The organism is Tabrizicola flagellatus (genome assembly GCF_046295235.1).
GTDB lineage: Bacteria > Pseudomonadota > Alphaproteobacteria > Rhodobacterales > Rhodobacteraceae > Tabrizicola > Tabrizicola flagellata_A.
This window is the reverse complement of the sequence record NZ_JBKBLV010000016.1, coordinates 45,788-63,634: the sequence shown is the minus strand read 5'-3', so window position 1 is coordinate 63,634 and position 17,847 is coordinate 45,788. Positions and strand designations below refer to the sequence as shown.

At 69.0% G+C, this 17,847-nt stretch carries 18 protein-coding genes and 1 tRNA gene; 12 read left to right on the top strand and 7 right to left on the bottom strand.

Going from position 1 to position 17,847, the window contains the following annotated elements:
- Positions 1–45: 45 nt before the first annotated feature.
- From ACK4IU_RS09090 to ACK4IU_RS09080, 3 genes are all read left to right on the top strand, one after another.
- Positions 46–363, top strand: coding sequence for a DUF3775 domain-containing protein (locus ACK4IU_RS09090; RefSeq protein WP_149588644.1), 318 nt, complete (start codon positions 46–48; stop codon positions 361–363).
- A gap of 74 nt (positions 364–437) precedes the next feature.
- On the top strand, positions 438–881 hold the full coding sequence (gene trxC, locus ACK4IU_RS09085; protein WP_409734009.1) for a thioredoxin TrxC: 444 nt from the start codon (positions 438–440) through the stop codon (positions 879–881).
- Between the two features lie 59 nt (positions 882–940).
- Positions 941–1,016 (top strand) — tRNA-Ala (locus ACK4IU_RS09080).
- Between the two features lie 61 nt (positions 1,017–1,077).
- Here the strand turns inward: ACK4IU_RS09080 and ACK4IU_RS09075 are convergent.
- From ACK4IU_RS09075 to ACK4IU_RS09050, 6 genes are read right to left on the bottom strand one after another with little or no spacing between them, the layout of a single operon-like run.
- On the bottom strand, positions 1,078–1,941 hold the full coding sequence (locus ACK4IU_RS09075; RefSeq protein ID WP_409734006.1) for a phosphatase PAP2 family protein: 864 nt from the start codon (positions 1,939–1,941) through the stop codon (positions 1,078–1,080).
- Positions 1,938–3,590, bottom strand: coding sequence for an ArnT family glycosyltransferase (locus tag ACK4IU_RS09070; protein ID WP_409734003.1), 1,653 nt, complete (start codon positions 3,588–3,590; stop codon positions 1,938–1,940). Before ACK4IU_RS09070 ends, ACK4IU_RS09075 begins: the two co-directional genes overlap by 4 nt.
- Positions 3,587–4,333, bottom strand: coding sequence for a phosphatase PAP2 family protein (locus ACK4IU_RS09065; RefSeq protein ID WP_409734000.1), 747 nt, complete (start codon positions 4,331–4,333; stop codon positions 3,587–3,589). Before ACK4IU_RS09065 ends, ACK4IU_RS09070 begins: the two co-directional genes overlap by 4 nt.
- A gap of 1 nt (position 4,334) precedes the next feature.
- Positions 4,335–5,789, bottom strand: a complete 1,455-nt coding sequence (locus ACK4IU_RS09060) for a glycosyltransferase family 39 protein (protein ID WP_409733997.1) — start codon at positions 5,787–5,789, stop codon at positions 4,335–4,337.
- Complete coding sequence (locus ACK4IU_RS09055) at positions 5,776–6,099, bottom strand: lipid-A-disaccharide synthase N-terminal domain-containing protein (RefSeq protein WP_409733994.1); 324 nt, start codon at positions 6,097–6,099, stop codon at positions 5,776–5,778. The genes ACK4IU_RS09060 and ACK4IU_RS09055 overlap by 14 nt, the downstream gene beginning before the upstream one ends.
- A complete protein-coding gene (locus tag ACK4IU_RS09050; RefSeq protein WP_409733991.1) occupies positions 6,092–6,919 on the bottom strand; it encodes a glycosyltransferase family 2 protein in 828 nt (275 codons plus the stop codon). The genes ACK4IU_RS09055 and ACK4IU_RS09050 overlap by 8 nt, the downstream gene beginning before the upstream one ends.
- Before the next feature lie 223 nt (positions 6,920–7,142).
- Between ACK4IU_RS09050 and ACK4IU_RS09045 the strand changes: the two genes are divergently transcribed.
- From ACK4IU_RS09045 to ACK4IU_RS09005, 9 genes are all read left to right on the top strand, one after another.
- Positions 7,143–7,970 carry a sugar phosphate isomerase/epimerase family protein gene (locus tag ACK4IU_RS09045; RefSeq protein ID WP_409733989.1) on the top strand — a complete coding sequence of 276 codons (828 nt, stop codon included), beginning with the start codon at positions 7,143–7,145 and terminating at the stop codon, positions 7,968–7,970.
- Positions 7,967–8,770: a metallophosphoesterase gene (locus ACK4IU_RS09040; protein WP_409733986.1), complete on the top strand. Its 804-nt coding sequence runs from the start codon at positions 7,967–7,969 to the stop codon at positions 8,768–8,770. Before ACK4IU_RS09045 ends, ACK4IU_RS09040 begins: the two co-directional genes overlap by 4 nt.
- Before the next feature lie 180 nt (positions 8,771–8,950).
- On the top strand, positions 8,951–10,279 hold the full coding sequence (locus ACK4IU_RS09035) for an extracellular solute-binding protein (RefSeq protein ID WP_409733984.1): 1,329 nt from the start codon (positions 8,951–8,953) through the stop codon (positions 10,277–10,279).
- Positions 10,280–10,349: 70 nt separating this feature from the next.
- Positions 10,350–11,231 carry an ABC transporter permease subunit gene (locus tag ACK4IU_RS09030; RefSeq protein WP_409733982.1) on the top strand — a complete coding sequence of 294 codons (882 nt, stop codon included), beginning with the start codon at positions 10,350–10,352 and terminating at the stop codon, positions 11,229–11,231.
- A 10-nt stretch (positions 11,232–11,241) separates the two neighbouring features.
- Positions 11,242–12,171, top strand: a complete 930-nt coding sequence (locus ACK4IU_RS09025; RefSeq protein ID WP_409733979.1) for an ABC transporter permease subunit — start codon at positions 11,242–11,244, stop codon at positions 12,169–12,171.
- A gap of 10 nt (positions 12,172–12,181) precedes the next feature.
- Positions 12,182–13,291 carry an ABC transporter ATP-binding protein gene (locus tag ACK4IU_RS09020; RefSeq protein WP_409733977.1) on the top strand — a complete coding sequence of 370 codons (1,110 nt, stop codon included), beginning with the start codon at positions 12,182–12,184 and terminating at the stop codon, positions 13,289–13,291.
- Positions 13,288–14,007: a DUF1868 domain-containing protein gene (locus tag ACK4IU_RS09015; protein ID WP_409733974.1), complete on the top strand. Its 720-nt coding sequence runs from the start codon at positions 13,288–13,290 to the stop codon at positions 14,005–14,007. Before ACK4IU_RS09020 ends, ACK4IU_RS09015 begins: the two co-directional genes overlap by 4 nt.
- Positions 14,008–14,296: 289 nt before the next feature.
- Positions 14,297–15,940, top strand: a complete 1,644-nt coding sequence (locus ACK4IU_RS09010) for a hypothetical protein (protein ID WP_409733971.1) — start codon at positions 14,297–14,299, stop codon at positions 15,938–15,940.
- Entirely contained in the window at positions 15,924–17,057 is a 1,134-nt protein-coding gene (locus ACK4IU_RS09005; protein ID WP_409733969.1) for a glycosyltransferase, read from the top strand. The genes ACK4IU_RS09010 and ACK4IU_RS09005 overlap by 17 nt, the downstream gene beginning before the upstream one ends.
- Here the strand turns inward: ACK4IU_RS09005 and ACK4IU_RS09000 are convergent.
- On the bottom strand, positions 17,054–17,815 hold the full coding sequence (locus tag ACK4IU_RS09000) for a DeoR/GlpR family DNA-binding transcription regulator (protein WP_149588628.1): 762 nt from the start codon (positions 17,813–17,815) through the stop codon (positions 17,054–17,056). The genes ACK4IU_RS09005 and ACK4IU_RS09000 overlap by 4 nt on opposite strands.
- Positions 17,816–17,847: the final 32 nt, after the last annotated feature.

Below are 17,847 nucleotides of genomic sequence, written 5' to 3'. Positions count from 1 at the left end.
GGGGCGCGGCATGCGCGACCATGGTCCCGGAAAGGGAGGCCCGCCATGCTGGAAATCAGCCCGCAGAAGGTCGTGCATGTCATCTACCTGGCGCGCGAGGCCGGCGTCGGTGACGCCGAGCTGCATGCGTTCATCGATGCGCTGAACGATGATGAAAAGGCGCAACTGACCGCGGTCGCCTGGGTCGGTCGGGGCGCCTTCGAACCCGAGGACTTTGACGAGGCCGTGGCCACCGCGGTTGCCGAGGCCACGACCCCCACCGCCGATTACCTGATGGGCATGCCGCATCTCGCCGAGAACCTGGAAGCCGGCCTCGACGCCCTCGGCATCGACGTGGCGGGCGAGGAAGAGGATTTTCTCTGAACTCTCGCCGCTCACCCCTTGCGCCTGGGCTTCTTTATGCACATCTTCATAGCTGACTAGCTGTGAGGTGTCCCATGCCTGTAGCCGATGCCCTGAAACTGACTTGCACCGCCTGTGGCCAGGCGAATCGTGTGCCCGCGTCCCGATTGGGCGATGCGCCCAAATGCGGGGTCTGCGGGGCCATCCTCGTCAATGGCGAGGTCGCCGAACTGGACGCTGCCACCCATGACAAGATGACCCGGGGCGACAGCCTTCCGGTTCTCGTCGATTACTGGGCGCCTTGGTGCGGCCCGTGCCGGGCGATGGCCCCGGAATTCGCCAAGGCTGCGAAGGTGCTGGCGCAAGAGGCGCGGCTGGGGAAGCTGAACACCGATCAGCACCAGGAGATCTCGGCGCGTGCCGGCATCCGCGGCATCCCCGCTCTGATCCTCTACCGGAACGGACGCGAGGTCGCGCGGCTGGCCGGGGCGCGTCCTGCTGCGGACATCGTGGCCTTCGTCCGTCAGCACGCACGCTGATCCGGCGCCGACGCGGCTTGACACTCCCCGGGATTTGCGCTGAATAGCGCCCTGCGGATGGGGCAGTAGCTCAGTTGGGAGAGCGTATCGTTCGCAATGATAAGGTCAGGGGTTCGATCCCCCTCTGCTCCACCAGTTTTCCCAAGACAGTGATCTGACGCGGGTCCAAAAGGTTCGGGTCGTGGCCTGCGACGGCTCAGTCCTCGGTCCGGCCGGGGAACGCCTTGCGCCGCAACGCCCTCAGCGCGGACTGTCCCAGGCCAAGGCCCTTGCCGGCCAGTCCGCCGATCTCGGCCAGGGTGGCGGCAAGGCTTTGGGCCAATGCGCCCGGCTCGACTCCGAAACGGTGCCCGCGGGCCAGCATCGCCTTGCGGATGGCCAACGTGATCACGGTGCCCAGGACCATCCCGGCCAGCGCATCGCTCATCCAGTGCACGGCCAGAAAAGGCCGCGACAGCGCGGCGACGCCGCCAACCGAAAGCCAGGCCCAGGCGTAGCGCGGGCAGGACAGCGCCAGCGCCACGGCGCAGGCGGTTGCGGTCGTGGCATGTCCCGACGGGAACGCGGCCCAGTTCGGCATCAGCGCCAGGGGGGAAAACTCCAGCACGCCGATATCGGGCATGGCAGAGGGGCGGGCGCGGCCGATGACGTTCTTCGCCAGATTGGCAAGGATGCCGCTGACCGCGATCGAGGCGATCATGAACATCAACGTCGAGCGCAACCGCGCGAGGGACCCGGACGGATCTTCCGGGATCCTGCGTCGCGCCAGGGCGATGCAGGCCAGAAGCAGCAGCCCGATACCCAATGGCCAGGCCGAGTTGCCGAACTCGGTCGCAAGGCGCAGGGCACCGACCAGGGTCGGGTCCAGCGAGCGGGCGTAGTCGCGCACCACGGGGTCGACGGCCACCGCCACCAGGAACAGGGCACAGGCCAGGCTGATGGCCAGCGACAGCCGGCTCTGCCCCGCAGCCAGGTTTGGAACGGGTGCCGGTGCGGCCGAAGTCGCCTTCTCCGGCCGGACCTGGGTCAGCAGCTCCTCCCCCGATCCGGCGTGTTTCACGGTGTCCCCCGGCAGTCCAGAATGTCCAGCGTCACCCACTTGCCCGCCCCGATGGCCAAGCCCTCGACCGTTCCGGCCAGCTGACATCCCGCGGCCTCCGCGTCAAGGTCGGGCGCGGCGCCGCGCAGGTGGATGACCACCTCGCAGGCACCGGGGCGGATCGCCTCTTGCACCGGGGTCGAGGCCGGCAGCAGCCGGGTATCGCGTCCCCCGCGCCAGACCAGCGAGGGTTCCTGATAGCCCCATCCGGTCAGCCGTGGCAGGTCGCAACCCTGCGCGGCGGCGACCTCGCCGGCCAGTGCCATTGCCGCCTCGGTGGGCCAGAGCTGCGGCATCCGCGCCGCGGCCGAGATCAGCGCCCCATGCAGGATCACCCCCGCCGCCGCCAGTGCCGCGACAAGGCCCACGGGCTGGGACCGTCGCCAGAAGCGGATCGCCAGGCCAACCGCGACGACCGCCCCCGCAAGTCCGGCCAGCACCAGCGCCGCTGCGGCCCGGTCGCCTGCATTTGCGCTGTAGTTCAGGACGAAACCGCCCAGGGCAAGACCGGGCAGGAAGGCCAGCACCGCCAGCCCCCGCAAGAGGCGCGGGACCGCGCTTGCCGTCGCCGGCAGGTGCCCCACGGCAAGAAGGGCCAGCGCGGGCAGGGCGGGCAGCGTGTAGTGGATCAGCTTGGTCGGCACCGCCTCGTAGACCAGCCAGACCGGGATCGCCCAGGCCAGGCAGAACCGCGTCGTCGCCTCGCGCCGCGTCCGCCAGATCGCCGGCAGCGCCAGGATCAGCAGCGGCAGCGCCGGCCAGAAGATGACGGGCAGCGTCAGCAGATAGGTCCCCGGTGGGGCGCCCTTTCCCTCCTGTCCCGCGGCGATCTTCGGCAGAAGGTCAGCGCCGACCGATCCGGTCCAGAAGGCCCCCTCCGTGCGCAGCGTGATCGCCACGACCCAGGGCAGGACCAGCGCCAGGGCGGCTGCGATCGGCAGCGGTGTGGCCAGCGGGCGCAGCCAGCCCGCCCGCCGGTCCAGCGCCACCAGTGCCAGTGCCGTCAGCCCCGGCACCATCGGCCCGATCGGCCCCTTGATCAGCAGTCCGGCCGCGATCGCCAGCCAGAAGCCCCAGACCGCCGGCCGTCCGACCGTTTCGCGCAGATAGAGCCGCGCCAGCACCGCCTGCGCGGCCAGGGTCGTCGCCAGAAGCGCCGCATCGGTCTTGGCGATCCGCGCCTCGCCGCCGATCACCAGGGTTCCCGCGAAAAGCGCCGCCGCCAGCAATGCCGGTCTCCGCCCGAACAGCGGCGCCCCCGCCACCGCCACCAGCAGCACCGACAGAACGGCCCCGGCCAGCGAGGGTAACCGGTAGACCCAAAGCGGCGCCTCTGGCCCACCGCTCACCGCCATCACGGCGGCGCTTTGCAGCCAGTAGATCCCGACCGGCTTCTTGTGGCGGGGCTCTTCCTGAAACCGGATGTCCACAAAGTCGCGGCTTTCCAGCATCTGTCGGCTGGCCTGGACGTAACGCGCCTCGTCGCGGTCGGTGACCGGCAGGGCCGACTGCGCTGGCAGGAAGGCCAGAAGCGCGAAGAGCGCCAGCGCCAGCCAGTGCCAGGCGGCGCGCGTGCCGGTGACGGGATGCGGCGCGGACAGGCTCGTCAATGCACGCCTCGCCGCTCGCCCGATTGCGGCCGGGTCCGCCGCGCGGCCAGCAGGGGCAGATGGCGCCGGGCCGCGTCGATGCGCAGGACGGGGTAAAGCGCCAGCGCCGCCCCGGCGCCGAACAGCACCGAAAACACCGCATCGCTGAGAAAATGCCGGCCCAGTCCGATGCGCAGCAGCGCGACCAGCGCGATGTAGCCGACCGCCGCTCCGATGGCCAGCGGACGCGCTCCCCGGCGCGTCAGATGCGGCCAGAGGATTGCCAGGATCGGCAGGGCCAGCCCGGCGGCCAGCGCCACCTCTCCCGACGTGAAGGAACAGTTGCGACTGCATTCCTGCACCACCTGCCAGGCCGGGGAGAAGTCTGCGGTGCCGCCGAACTCGGCCACGGTGTCCGGGCGGGCACGGCCGACATGATGTTTCAGCAGCAGGTTGACGATGACGCCGCTTGCCAGCGCCACGCTGAGGACCGGATAGGCCACAAGCCGCAGGTCGTCCCCTCTGAACCGGCTGTCGAACAGCCCGACCAGATAGGCCAGGATCAGGATCAGCGTGACGATCTCGCCCAGCCGGCGGAGTGTCAGGTTGATCGTCGGACCCGGCTCCGTGGCCCAGGTGAACCCGCCTCCCTCGGCCGCAAACAGGCGCGACACCGCAAGGTCGATGCCGGGAAAGGCGGCGAAGACGGCCTGCGCCAGGATGAAGATCAGCAGATAGACGATCACGAGGCGCTGGTAGCTCATGTCAGGGCTCCGGTGACTTGAGGGCGGCGGGGCAGCCCGGGCCGGGCAGGCGGTAAAGCACCAGCTCCTGTCCTCCGGCAAAGCCGGGTGGGGCGACCATGCGGGCGATTTCGGGTGCCTTGGCGACGGGCAGCGCGGCGCCTGCGCGCAGAAGCAGCACCGCACAGCCGTCCCGGGCGGGGTCGTAGGGGGCGGTCATCTCCCAGTGATGTGCGGGCAGGCCCTTTGGCGGGACGGCGCGGATCGCCAGTCCGCCCGTCGCGCCGAACCAGGACAGATCGGCCAGGAGGTCGCGGTCCTGTGCGACCAGGGCCTGTGCGCCGGCCTCCCGCGCCGTTTCCAGCGCCCAGGTGGCGATCTCGCCGTGGCCCAGATAGCGCGACAGGACCGGGCGGCCGTCGGGCCGCTGCACCCCGGTTCCGAAGGCCTTCATCATGGGCAGGGCCAGCGCAACCAGCAGCCCCAGCCCCAGCGCCAGCCGGGCCAGCGCACGGTGCCGCACCAGCCACAGCGCCCCCAGGATCGCTCCGGGCACCAGATACAGAACCGCCCAGTTGGCAAGGGCCGGGCCCTTGGCGGCCTGCCCCACCACGATGACCAGCGGCACCAGCGCCAGCGCCGCCACCCCCGCCGGCGCTCCCCCCGCCACCAGCCCCAGGATCATCGCCGGGAACAGGATCGGCCCGGCGACCAGGAACTGCTCGGCCAGAAAGCGCAGCGGGCGCAGCAGCGACAGCCCGCCGCCGGCGGTGATGTCCTCGACATGGTGCAGCGTGATGAAACCGTGCTGCCGCAGCCAGACTACATGTGGCGCGACGACGACCAGCATCACCGCCAGCGCGAGCGCCGCGTCGGACCGCCCCGGGCGCAACCCGGGCGACAGGACGGCGGCGGCCAGGCTGCCGGCCAGCCAGAACAGCATCGCATGCTTGGCCAGGATCCCCAGCCCCAGCGCAAGGCCCAGGATGACGGCCGCCGCGCGGTCGCGGCCCCCGGCCAGCCGCGCCTCTCCGGCGCGCAGCTGTGCCCAGAGCGCCACCGCCGCCGCCAGGAGCATCGGCGTGTCGGTGGTCATCACCGCCGACCCCAGCGTCACCGCCGGTGCGACGAGGTACAGCAGCGCCGCCAGTTCGGCCACCGGGCGCGGAGCCAGTCGGCGGGCGGCAAGGAAGATCACGCCCGCCGTCGCGGCGTGAAACAGCACGGCCGGCAGTCGCACGGCCCAGACGCTCTGGCCGAGAAGCTCGGTCGCGGCGCGCAGGATCCAGCCTATCAGCGGCGGCTTGGAATAGGCGCCGAATTCCAGCGTCTGGCCCCAGAACCAGTATTGCGCCTCGTCGGTCGAAAGCTCGGTCCGGTCAAGAAGGGCAAGGACGATCCGGAAACCGATCAGCCCGAGCGCAAGGAAGAAAGCGCCACCCGCGACCAGCTTCCCCGCGCGGTCAGTTGCCGGCATTGGCCGCGCGGTCGGGGTGCTCGGCATGGATCAGCCACAGGTTCCGTATGTAGATGAACAGCCCCATCGACTGGCCCAGGATGAACACTGGGTCGCGCCGCCAGAGCGCGTAGGACAGAAGCACCAGGCCCCCCGCCATGGAGAAATACCAGAAGGCGAGCGGGATCACCGACCGCTTTTCGCGCTCCGAGGCGATCCACTGCACCAGGAAGCGCGCGGTGAACAGAAGCTGGCCAGTAAGCCCGATCATCACCCAGGTGAATTCCTGCCAGCTCTGCACATGCAGCCAGGCCCAGAGTGTTTCACGCATTGACTGTAGCTCCCGCAACAGGAACCGGCCGTGCCTCGGCAGGGGCGGGTTCGGATCTGGTATCTGTGGTCAGCATCTGCGCCCGCGCCCGTTTGCGGCGGCGAATCAGCCAGGCGACGCCGAAAAGATCGACGATCCCGACCAGCGCCCGGTCCAGGTTGCCGTATTTCGACCGGCCGCTCTGGCGCGGGGCATGGGTCACGTCCACATGCGCGACCTGCCAGCCGTCGCGCGCGAACAGCGCCGGCAGGTAACGGTGCATGTGGTCGAAATAGGGCAGGGCCAGGAAGGCATCGCGGCGAAAGGCCTTCAGCCCGCAGCCTGTGTCGCGCGTCCCGTCGCGCAGCACGGCCGAGCGGATGGCATTGGCCGCGCGCGAGGCAAGGCGCTTGGACCAGGTGTCCTTGCGCCCGACCCGCTGTCCCGCGACAAGGCCGCAGGCCGGGTCGGCGCCGGGGCCGACCAGCGGCGCGATCAGGCGGGGCAGGTTCTCCGGCGGGTTCTGGCCGTCGCCGTCCAGCGTGGCGACGATGGGCGCGCGCGCCGCCAGAACCCCGGAATGCAGCGCGGCCGACTGCCCGGCCGAGACGGGATGGCCCAGCACCCGGATCCGCGCGTCGGCCGCGGCCAGGCTCAGGCAGATCTCCCGGGTGCGGTCGGTCGATCCGTCGTCCACCAGGATCAGCTCCCAGGACCGGTCCGCCATCGCCGCGGCGATTCCTTCGACCAGGGCCCCGATCGCGCCTTCCTCGTTCTTCATCGGCACGACAAGGGATACGCCCGGCGTCGTGCCGGGCGGCAAGGCCGGTTCTGGGTTCATTTCGTTCTGCCGGTCTTTGGCCATTGGGCACCCCTAGGCCCGTTTCGTGACGATCCTGCGAAGGGTCGGTCCGGCGACTCTATCGCTTCCTGTCGGCGGTTGCCAGCCCGCCTCGGGCCGGGCGGCGCGCGTCAGCCTGTCGCGAATCTTTCATCCGGATTGCACGTCCCTGTCGCATCGTCCCGGCAGCATCCCCGCGTCACAGACGCAGGAATCTCCCGACATGACTTCACGACCGATCCTCGGCGCCGCACTTTGCCGCGACAGCCTCGCTGCCCACCGCCACTGGCTGCTCGAGGCCCCGCGCGACCTCGAACTGCAACATTTCGTCGAGGTGTCGGTGCTCGACGGCGACTGGTCCGGCCTGGCCGACGAGGTGAACCGGCTGCTCGACGGCCACGAGGGCCGCCGTGGCATCCACGGGCCGTTCTGGGGCTTCACCATCGCCTCCTACGACCCCGAGGTGCGCCGCATCGTCGCCCGCCGGATGGAGCAGGCGCTGGATGTCTGCGCCGCGGTGAACGGCACGCATGTCGTGATCCATTCGCCCTTCACCACCTGGGGCTACAACCACCGCGGTCTCTATCCCTCCGACACCGCCCGGATGCTTGAGGCCGCCCGCGACACGCTGGGCGGGGCGCTGAGGCGGGCCGAGGACATGGGCGTGACCTTCGTGCTGGAGAACATCGAGGACATGGAGCCCACCGACCGCGCCATGCTCTGCGCCGAGCTTGGCTGGCAGGCGTTGGAACTGTCGGTGGACACCGGGCATGCACATTACGCCCACATCTCGACCGGGGCGCCGCCGGTGGACTTCTACATCCGCGCCGCTGCCGGCCGTCTGGGCCATGTCCACTTGCAGGACGCCGACGGCTTCGCCGACCGGCACTGGCAGATCGGCCATGGCACGATCCTCTGGCCCTCGGTCTTCGCCGCGCTGGCCCAGGCCCGCGCCGCCGGCGCCAATCCGCGCCTGATCCTGGAACTGCGCGACAAGGCAGGCGTGATCCCCTCGGCGCAATACCTCAAGGCGATGGGGCTTGCGGAATGAACCCGCTGAAATTCGTCATCCTGTCCGACCTGCACCTTGGCCCGCCCGGCGTTCCGGTGAACGGGCTGGACACCGGCGCACGCACCCGCGAGGCGCTGGACACGATCCAGCGCGACCACGCCGACGCGGCCTTCGTCCTTCTGGCGGGGGATCTCGCCGACCGGGGCGAGGTCGCGGCCTACCGCCACCTGCACGACCTGATCTCCGAGCTGCCGATGCCGGTTTACCTGACCCTCGGCAACCACGACGACCGCACAGCCTACCTGTCGGTCTTCGGCGAGGCCCTCGACGACCCGCTGGGCCGCGTCTCCACCGCCTTCGACGCGGGCGGGCACCGGATTGTCCTGCTCGACACGACCGAACCGGGGCTGGTCGGGGGGCGCCTTTGCCGAGGCCGGCTCGACTGGCTCGCCGCCCGGCTGGACGAGGCCGCAGACCGTCCGGTCATCATCGTCCAGCACCACCACGCGAACCCGCTGTTCCTGCCGGTCGATGCGATCATCCTGGAAAACGCTACCGACTACGTCCAGGTGCTGACCCGCCACCCCGAGGTGCGGCAGGTCATCGCGGGCCATGTCCACCTGCCGACTTCGGCGGTCTGGAAGGGCATCCCGATGACCACGCTGGCAGGGTCGCACTATTCCGTCACGCCGCATGTGCCGGGCGTGCCGGGCCGCCAGCGCCAGCTGGAAGGCCCGGCGCAGATGGCCGTGGTCCTGCTGCATCCCGAAGGCGTCACCGTGCATTTCCAGGATCACGGCGAACGCCACCTGACCATGGCGCCGGGCCTGTTCCACTAGGACCCGGCGGCCGACAACCGAAGCCTTCCCACCCCTGCCGGGCCTTCCCGGCAGGGTAATGCCATTTTATGTATAACATTATGATTGGTATAGGTATTTTTGCCTATCTGTCGTCAATCCGTCATCGAATCCCCGCATAAGGGCGCAGCGATCCAACCTTCCACAACGGAGACAGGGACGATGACCCAAAAGCTTGCGACCGCCACGCTTGTGGCCCTCGCCGCCACGGCCGGCACCGCTTCGGCCGAGCGTGCGAAATTCGAATACTGGTATGGCCTGACCGGCGACCTCGGCGCCGTGGTGGCGGAAACCTGCAATCGCTTCAACGCGAGCCAGGACCAGTACGAGGCCGTCTGCGTCGGCCAGGACGGCTATGAAAAGGCCGTGCAGAACACCATTGCCGCCTTCCGCGCCGGCAAGCACCCGACGCTGCTGCAATCCTTCGACGCCGGCACCGCCGACCTGATGATGTCGGGCGAATTTTATCCGGTCACCAAGCTGATGGCCGACACCGGCGTGACCATCGACTGGGCCGACTATTTCCCCGGCATCGCCAACTACTATTCGTCGAAGTCGGGCGAGTTCTTCTCGATGCCCTGGAACTCCTCCACCCCGGTCTACTACTGGAACAAGGACCTCTTCGCCAAGGCCGGCCTGACCGAGGCGCCGATCACCTGGGAAGGCATGGAAGCCGCCTTCAAGGCGCTGAAGACCGCGGGCGTGGACTGCCCCTACGCCTATGCGCCCTCGTCCTGGATCGACCTGGAACAGTTCTCGATGGCCCATGGCGTGCCGGTCGCCTCGAACAACAACGGCTATGACGGGCTGGACAGCGAGCTTCTGTTCAACACCACGCTGCACGTCCAGCACATGGAAAACATCAAGCGCTGGCTCGACGAGGGCCTGGCCCAGCTGCGCACGCCCGCGGCCGGCAAATCCTCGCGCGACAGCTTCGTCGAAGGCGAATGCGCGGTGTTCTTCTCGTCCATCGCCGACCACAACACCGTCCACAAGCTGAAGCCCGCCTTCGCCTGGGACGTGCAGATCATCCCGACCTACGAAGGGGTGGAGCGCAAGAACACCGTCGTCGGCGGCGCCTCGCTCTGGGTGCTCTCGGGCAAGACCGACGAGGAATACAAGGGCGCGGCGGCCTATCTGGCCTTCCTCGCCACCAAGCCGGAACAGCAGTTCCTGCTGGAAAACTCGGGCTACATCCCGGTGACGAAGTCCACCTACGAGGCGCTGAAGGCCGAAGGCTTCTACTCGAAGGAACCCTACCTCAACCGCGACATAGCCATGAAGTCGCTGACCTGGACCGAACCGACGCCCCTGACCCGCGGCATCCGTCTCGGCAGCTTCATCCAGATCCGCGCCGAATGGACGGCCGAGGTCGAGGCCGCGCTGGCCGGCCAGAAGACGATGAAAGAGGCGCTCGACACCGCCGTCGCCCGCGGCAACGACCATCTGAAGCGCTTTGCCGCGACCTATCCGGGCAAGTCCTTCCCGTAATCGCCTCGATCCTTGCGACCCGCGGGCGCGGCGACCTCCTGCCGCGCCCCTCCCTTCTGCCGGAGACCCCATGCGCCGCGCCCATTTCAAGTTCAGCTGGATCGTGCCGCTTCTGCTGGCCCCGCAGCTTCTGGTGATCTTCACCTTCTTCTACTGGCCCTCGGCGCAGGCGCTCTACTGGGCCTTCACGCTGGAACAGCCCTGGGGCGGCGGCAACACCTGGGTCGGCTTCGACAATTTCCGCAAGGTGCTGTCGGACCCCTATTACTGGGGCTCGGTCCGGGTCTCGGTGATCTACGCGCTGGCGACGACCGCGCTGGCCATGGGGATGGCGCTGACGCTCGCGCTGTTCGTGGACCGCCAGCTGGCCGGCTACCGCGTCTGGCGCATCGGCATCATCTGGCCCTATGCCGTGGCCGCCCCCGCCGTGGGCCTTGCCTTCCAGTTCGTCTTCAACCCCGGCGCCGGCATCTTCAGCTACATCAACACCATCTCGCCCGGCTGGTGGGACCTGTCGAAATACCCCTGGCAGGCCGTCACCGCCATCGTCATCGCCGGGGCCTGGAAGCAGGTCGCCTACAGCTTCATCTTCTTCCTCGCAGCCCTCCAGTCCATCCCCCGCAGCCTGACCGAGGCCGCCGCCATGGACGGCGCGCGCCCGCTGCGCCGGATGATCGACCTGCAACTGCCGCTCCTGACGCCCACCTTCTTCTTCCTCCTCGTCATCAACATCACCGACAGCTTCACCGACAGCTTCGGCATCGTGGACACGCTTACCGGGGGCGGGCCGTTCCGGGCGACCGACCTGATGGTCTACAAGATCTATTCCGACGGGTTCCGCGGCTTCGACTATTCCGGCGCCGCCGCGCAGTCGATCATCCTGATGTGCCTCGTCATGGCGCTGACCTTCATCCAGTTCCGCTACATCGAGCGGCGCGTGCATTACACCTGAGGGCCGCCCCATGATCGAACGCACCCCCGTCCTGAACCTGATGACGCACCTGATCCTGGGCCTTGGCCTCGCGATCATCCTCGTGCCGGTCTGGCTGGCCATCGTCGCCTCGACCCTGACCCTGCAGGAGGTCAACACCGCCCCGGTCGAGCTCTGGCCCGGCGACCAGTTCTGGCCGAACCTCAGGGAAGCCTGGGCGCAATCGGACTTCGGGCCGAAATTCGTCAACTCCTTCATCGTCGCGGTGGGCGTGGTGGTGGGCAAGGTCACGCTGGCCTGCATCACCGCCTTCGCGCTCGTGTTCTTCGACTTCCGCGGCCGGATGCTGATCTTCTGGGCGATCTTCATCACCCTGATGCTGCCCTTGGAGGTCCGCATCGTCCCGACCTACGCGGTCGCTGCCAACGCGCTGTCGCCCTTCCAGACCATCCTGGACGCGACCGGCATCAGCTGGCTTCTGAACACGCTGTCGGGCATCGAGGTCAGCCTCGAATGGAACCTCCTGAACAGTTACACCGGCCTGATCCTGCCGCTCGTTGCCACTGCCACCGGCACCTTCCTCTACCGCCAGTTCTTCCTGACCATCCCGGACGAACTGGTCGAGGCCGCGCGGATGGACGGCGCCGGCCCCTTGCGCTTCCTGTGGGACGTGCTGATCCCCTTGTCCAAGACCAACATCGCGGCGCTGGCGACGATCATGTTCGTCTATGCCTGGAACCAGTATCTCTGGCCGCTCCTGGTCATCACCGACCGGGCGAATTACGGCATGGTCGTCGTGCAGTTGTCAGACCTCGTGCCCGACCAGCTGACCACCGGCGGGGGCACGCCGACCTGGCATCTGGCGATGGCCGCGACCCTTGTCGTCATGCTGCCGCCGATCGCCGTCGTCATCTTCATGCAGCGCTGGTTCGTGCGCGGCCTCATCAACACCGACAAGTAAGGGGGCTCCCATGGCCGAGATCGCCATCCGCAACGTCGCCAAGACCTATGGCAAGACCACGATCATGCAGGGGGTGAACCTCACCATCCGCAACGGCGAGTTCGTGGTCATCCTCGGCCCCTCGGGCTGCGGCAAGTCCACGCTCTTGCGCCTGATCGCCGGGCTGGAAGAGATCACCGCCGGTGAGATCGCCATCGCCGGGCAGGTGGTGAACGACCTCGAACCCCGCGAACGCGGCTGCGCCATGGTGTTCCAGAACTACGCGCTCTATCCGCACATGACGGTCGCGGAAAACATCGGCTATGCGCTGAAGGTCGCGGGCGTGCCGAAGGCGGAACGTCAGGCCCGCATCGCGGCCACTGCCGCCTCGGTCGGGCTGGGCGATTTCCTCGACCGCCGGCCGGGGCAGCTCTCCGGCGGCCAGCGCCAGCGGGTCGCCATGGCCCGCGCCATCATCCGCGAGCCGAAGGTGTTCCTGTTCGACGAACCCTTGTCGAACCTCGACGCCAAGCTGCGGGTCCAGATGCGGCACGAGATCCGGCGCATCCACACCCAGATCAAGGCGACCTCGGTCTTCGTCACCCATGACCAGCACGAAGGCATGACGCTGGCCGACCGCCTGGTGGTGATGAACAAGGGCACCATCGAACAGGTCGGCACCCCGGACGAGATCTACGACCGCCCGGCCAGCCTTTATGTCGCGGGCTTCATCGGCAGCCCGGCGATGAGCTTCCTGCCCGGCCGGGTCGATTCCGGCCGCCAGGCGCTGATGCTCGACTCGGGTGCGGCGCTGCCCCTGCCGCGCGCGCTGGCGCAGGCGGCGGCCGGGCGGCTGGTGCAGGCGGGCCTGCGCCCCGAGACCCTGTCCCTCACCGCGCCCGGCCTGGGCCAGATCGACGCGCGGGTGGATTTCGTCGAGGAGCTGGGCGCCGAACGACTCTATCACCTGATGGTCGAGGACCTGCCCCTTTCCGTCCTCAGCACCGAAAAGGTGCGCCCGGCCGAAGGTGCGCCGGTCGGCGTCTCGGTGCCGTTGGGCGCCCTGCATCTCTTCGACGCGGACACCGGCCGGCGGATCGAGCCGCAGGCGGCCGAAACCCCGGTCGCGGTGACGGCATGACCATGGCGACAGACCGGACCGCGACGCTCGCCTGGCTGACCGGCACCGCGACGGGCGGGGCCGCGCCTGCCGCGGTCGGGCAGAAGTTCACCGCGTCGGGGGACGTGATGCCCTATGCCGGCAACACCTTCATCTGCCATATCCCGCCCGGCCCGGCGCACGAGGCGCTGACCGCCACCGCCGCCCGTCTCCGCGCCGTCGCCCCCGCCGGCGCCTATGCCTTCCTGCCGCCCTCCTCCTATCACATGACCGTCTTCGAGGGCGTGACCGACCGCGACCGGACCGGCGGGCGCTGGCCCGAGGGCCTCGACCCCGCCCTGCCGGTCGAGGCCGCGACCGACCACTTCCTGCCCCGCCTTGCCGGGGTGAACCTGCCCTCGGCCACCGCCATCCGACCGACCGGGATCTTCGCGGGAACGACCGTGCAGGTCACCGGCGCGACCGAGGCGGACGAGACCGCGCTCCGCACCGCGCGCGAGACCCTGCGCGCCGCGACCGGGATCCGGCGCCCGGACTTCGCCGATTACCGCTTCCACATCACGCTGGCCTATCTCCTGCGCTGGCTGACGCCCGCAGAGGCCGCCGCAATGGCCGATCTCTCGGCGAGGCTGGCCGAGGATCTTGCCGCCCTCCAGCCCGAGATCGTGCTGGCCGGCATCGAGTTCTGCACCTTTGCCGACATGCACGCCTTTCCCCTTGTCGCGCGCCTGTCCTGAATTCGCGGGCGGGGCGCGGCCACCCGCGCCGACAGGGCGCCGAAACGGTCTCGACCCCGCGCCGCGGGCCGGTCAGGGCCGAGTGTCGGACACGCGAGGGTTGCGCACAAAAGGCTTGATCAACAGGCGTTATCGGGCGACATTTCCGGAATTCTCAACGGAAGCCGACATCGGGACCGCCTGCGTGGCAGACGTGGAACGGGGTCGCGCCTGTCATTGGAGTAAGTGCATTGCAAACCGCCTGGATCCGTTCACCCATCAGGAATCATCTCGGCACCCGGGACGGCTCTTGACCGGCTCGCCTCGGTCCAGCCGCATCGCCGGGAACGCCGAGGCGCAGGTGCGCCGCGTTGCCCTCATGCCTGGCGCAGCCCTTGCCCCGGTCCTGCATCTGCGCCACGGGCCGGCCGGGGTGGCGCTTTCCGGAGCCGCAACGGCCCGGCTCGGCCACCGACCCACGCCGCCGGATACCGCGCTCGGCCTGCACGGCGGCTGGGACTGGGACGGCCGCACCCTGACCGCCGAAGTCGATGCACTGGGCTATTTCAGCCTGTTCTATTGCAGCAAGGGGTCCGAGATCGCCGTCTCGCCCTCGATCCTGCAACTCCTGGCGCTTGGGGTCGATGCCGAACCGGACCCCGTTGCGCTGGCCGTCTTTCACCGCCTCGGGCATTTCCTGGCGGAGGACACGCCCTTCCGGCATATCAAGGTGCTGCCTCCCGCTGGCAGGCTGGTCTGGCGCGACGGGGTGGCAAGCGTTTCCGGCAACGTGCCCATCCCGCGCGAGGCCGGGTTGAGCCGGTCGCAGGCGGTCGAAGCCTTCATCGAGGTGCCGCGCGCCGCCATCCGCCGCTTTCTGGCCGACTGGGACGGGCCGATCGTCCTGCCCCTGTCCGGCGGCCGCGATTCGCGGCACATCCTGCTGGAGATGCTGCACCAGGGCCGCAAGCCCGACATGGCGGCAACCTTTCACCAGGGGGGCCGGATCCTCGACCGCGAGGTGCAGGCGGCGCGGGCGCTGACGGAACGGGCAGGCGTGCGCCACGGCCTGCTCGGCCATCCGCGCGGCCGGCTGCGCGATGCGCTGCGCGCGATGTTCCTGACCCAGTTCTGCGCCGACGAACATGCGCAGATGATGCCGATGCACGACTACCTGGCCGGCACGCCGGGCGTGGCGGCCCTGGACGGGATCGGCGGCGACATCCTGACCAATCCCGACGATTCGGCGGCCGATTTCTTCGACCGTGCCCGCAGGGGCGACTACGACGGCATCGCCCGTCGCCTGGTCGCAGGCCATGGCAGCGTCATCAGCCGCCCGGGTCATTCGGGCGGGGCCGGGGCGATCCATTCGCCCGGTCTCGAAGAGGCCGCCATCGCCCGCATCGCCGAGGCGATCCGCGCCTTCGACGCTGCGCCTGACCCCTACCAGGCCTTCTGGTTCTGGAACCGGACGCGGCGCGAGATCGCCTTCGTCTCGACCGCCATCCTCGGCCCCGCGGCGCGGGTCGGCTGCCCCTTCCTTTCGCCCGAGTTCGTGGAGCTGGGCCTTTCGCTGCCCTTTGCGGTCACGCGCGACCAGCGGCTGCACGACGACGCCATTGCCCGCGCCTATCCGGCCTTCGCTGACATTCCTTATGCCGAAGGGTTCCGCAACCCGCCCCTCCCACGCCTGCGCTGGGCGCGGATGGCAAACCTGCTGGACGGCCTGCGCGTGGCGGCAATGGCGCAACCGGACCGGCCGATCGGGGCGATGCGGCAGTTCTTGTCGCGAAAGCCGCTGCACCGCAAGCCCGCCGACGTCTACCGGCTGCACGACCATTTCGTCAGGAAGATGGATGAGGACGAAGCCCGAAGACTTATCGCGCTCGAGGACAGGCTTCGAGGCAAGGCGCCGAAAGGCGAAAGGGTGGTGAGCGATGTCCTTGGCGATTGAGGCCCAGCTCATCCGCATCCGCAAGCTTCTCGACCGGCGACGGGCCGCCCGGTTCCGCAAGCGGGCCATGGCGCAACCCTTTTCGCCCGGTTCGCGGTCCCGCCTGCTGCTGGTGACCCAGCCCGAGCGCTTGCCGCAAAGCCAGATCTTTCCGTTCCACCATTACGCGCCGGACTTCAGGCGGCTCTACGGGACCGAGATCCGCGAGGCGGATCTGGGCGACATGCTGGCTGGCCTGCCGATTGCCGCCCGAGGGGCAACGGTGGTCGCCTTCCAGACGCCTTTCGACGTGTCCGACGCCGATCTCGCCCGCCTGTTCGGCCGGCTGCGGGCCGACCATCCCGGTGCGCGGATCGTTTGCCTCGACTGGTTCGCGCCGACCGACCTGCGCAATGCCTTTCGGATGGACGGCATGGTGGACCTCTATGTCAAGAAGCATCTGCTGCGCGACCGCAACGCCTATGGCCGGCCGACGCTGGGCGACACGAACCTGACGGACCACTACGCCCGCAGGCTGAACCTGCCCGAGCCGGAGGTCTGCTTCCCGATTCCGCCCGGCTTCCTCGACAAGCTGGTCGTCGGCCCGTCCTTCGTCACGGCACCCACGATCCTGCCCACCCTCCTGCAACGCCCGCCTTCGTTCCGGGGGCGCGACATCGACCTGCATGCCCGGTTCGACGTGAACGGCACGCCCTGGTATGGCGCCATGCGTGCCGAGGCCGATGCGGCGGCCGCCGCTCTTTCCGGAATGACCGTGGTGCGCGGCATGGGCGTGCATATCGCGCAGTTCCTGTCCGAACTGCGCCACAGCAAGATCTGCTTCAGCCCCTTCGGCTATGGCGAGGTCTGCTGGCGCGATTTCGAGGCGGTGATCTCGGGCGCGGTAGTGCTGAAACCCGACATGAGCCATGTGGAGACCAACCCCGACATCTTTGTCCCATGGGAGACCTATGTGCCCCTGGCCTGGGATCTGTCGGACCTGTCCGACGTCCTGCGCCGCCTGCTGGGCGACGCGCCGCTGCGCGAACGGATCGCCTCGCAGGCCTTCGACCGGCTGCGCACCTGGGTCGCCTCGGACGGCTTTGCCCGCCAGATGGCGCCGCTCCTTGCGGCCTAGCCGGTGACCTGCACCTCGGTTCCCCAGTCGGCGCATTTGCGCATGAGCTCTGCGGGCAGGGGCTGGTCGGTGTATAGCGCGGTGATTTCCGCCAGCGAGGCCAGTCGCGCCGGGGCCGAGCGGTCCAGCTTGGAATGGTCGGCCACCAGGAACACCTTGCGCGACTGGCGGATGATCGCCTTCGACACCCGGACCTCGGCCAGGTCGAAGTCCAGCAGGTCGCCGTCGCGGTCCAGCGCCGAGGCGCCGATCACCGCGTAATCAACCTTGAACTGCTCGAAGAACTGCGTCGTCAACTCGCCCACCAGGCCCCCGTCCGTCCGCCGCAGCGCGCCGCCGGCCACCACGATCTCGCAGCCCGGATTGGCGACCAGGATGTTCGCCACGTTCATGTTGTTGGTGATGACGGTGATGTTGCGATGCGTCAGCAGCTCGCGCGCCACCGCCTCGGTCGTGGTGCCGAGGTTCAGGATCAGGCTGCAATTGTCCGGGATCGCCGCAGCGCAGGCCTTGGCGATGGCGGCCTTGGCGCCCTCGTTCATCCGCCGCCGCGCCTCGTAGCCGATGTTGGCCACCCCCGTCCGCAGCATCGCCCCGCCATGCACCCGGTCCAGATGCCCCGCATCGGCCAGATCGGCCAGGTCGCGGCGGATCGTCTGCAAGGTCACGTCGAAGCGCTGCGCCAGGTCCTCGACCATGACGCGACCCTCGGCCCGGGCCAGTTCCAGGATCTCGGTCTGCCGGAAATTCAGCGCCACTGCGTGGTCCTTCCCGCTGCGATTCCCCGCCT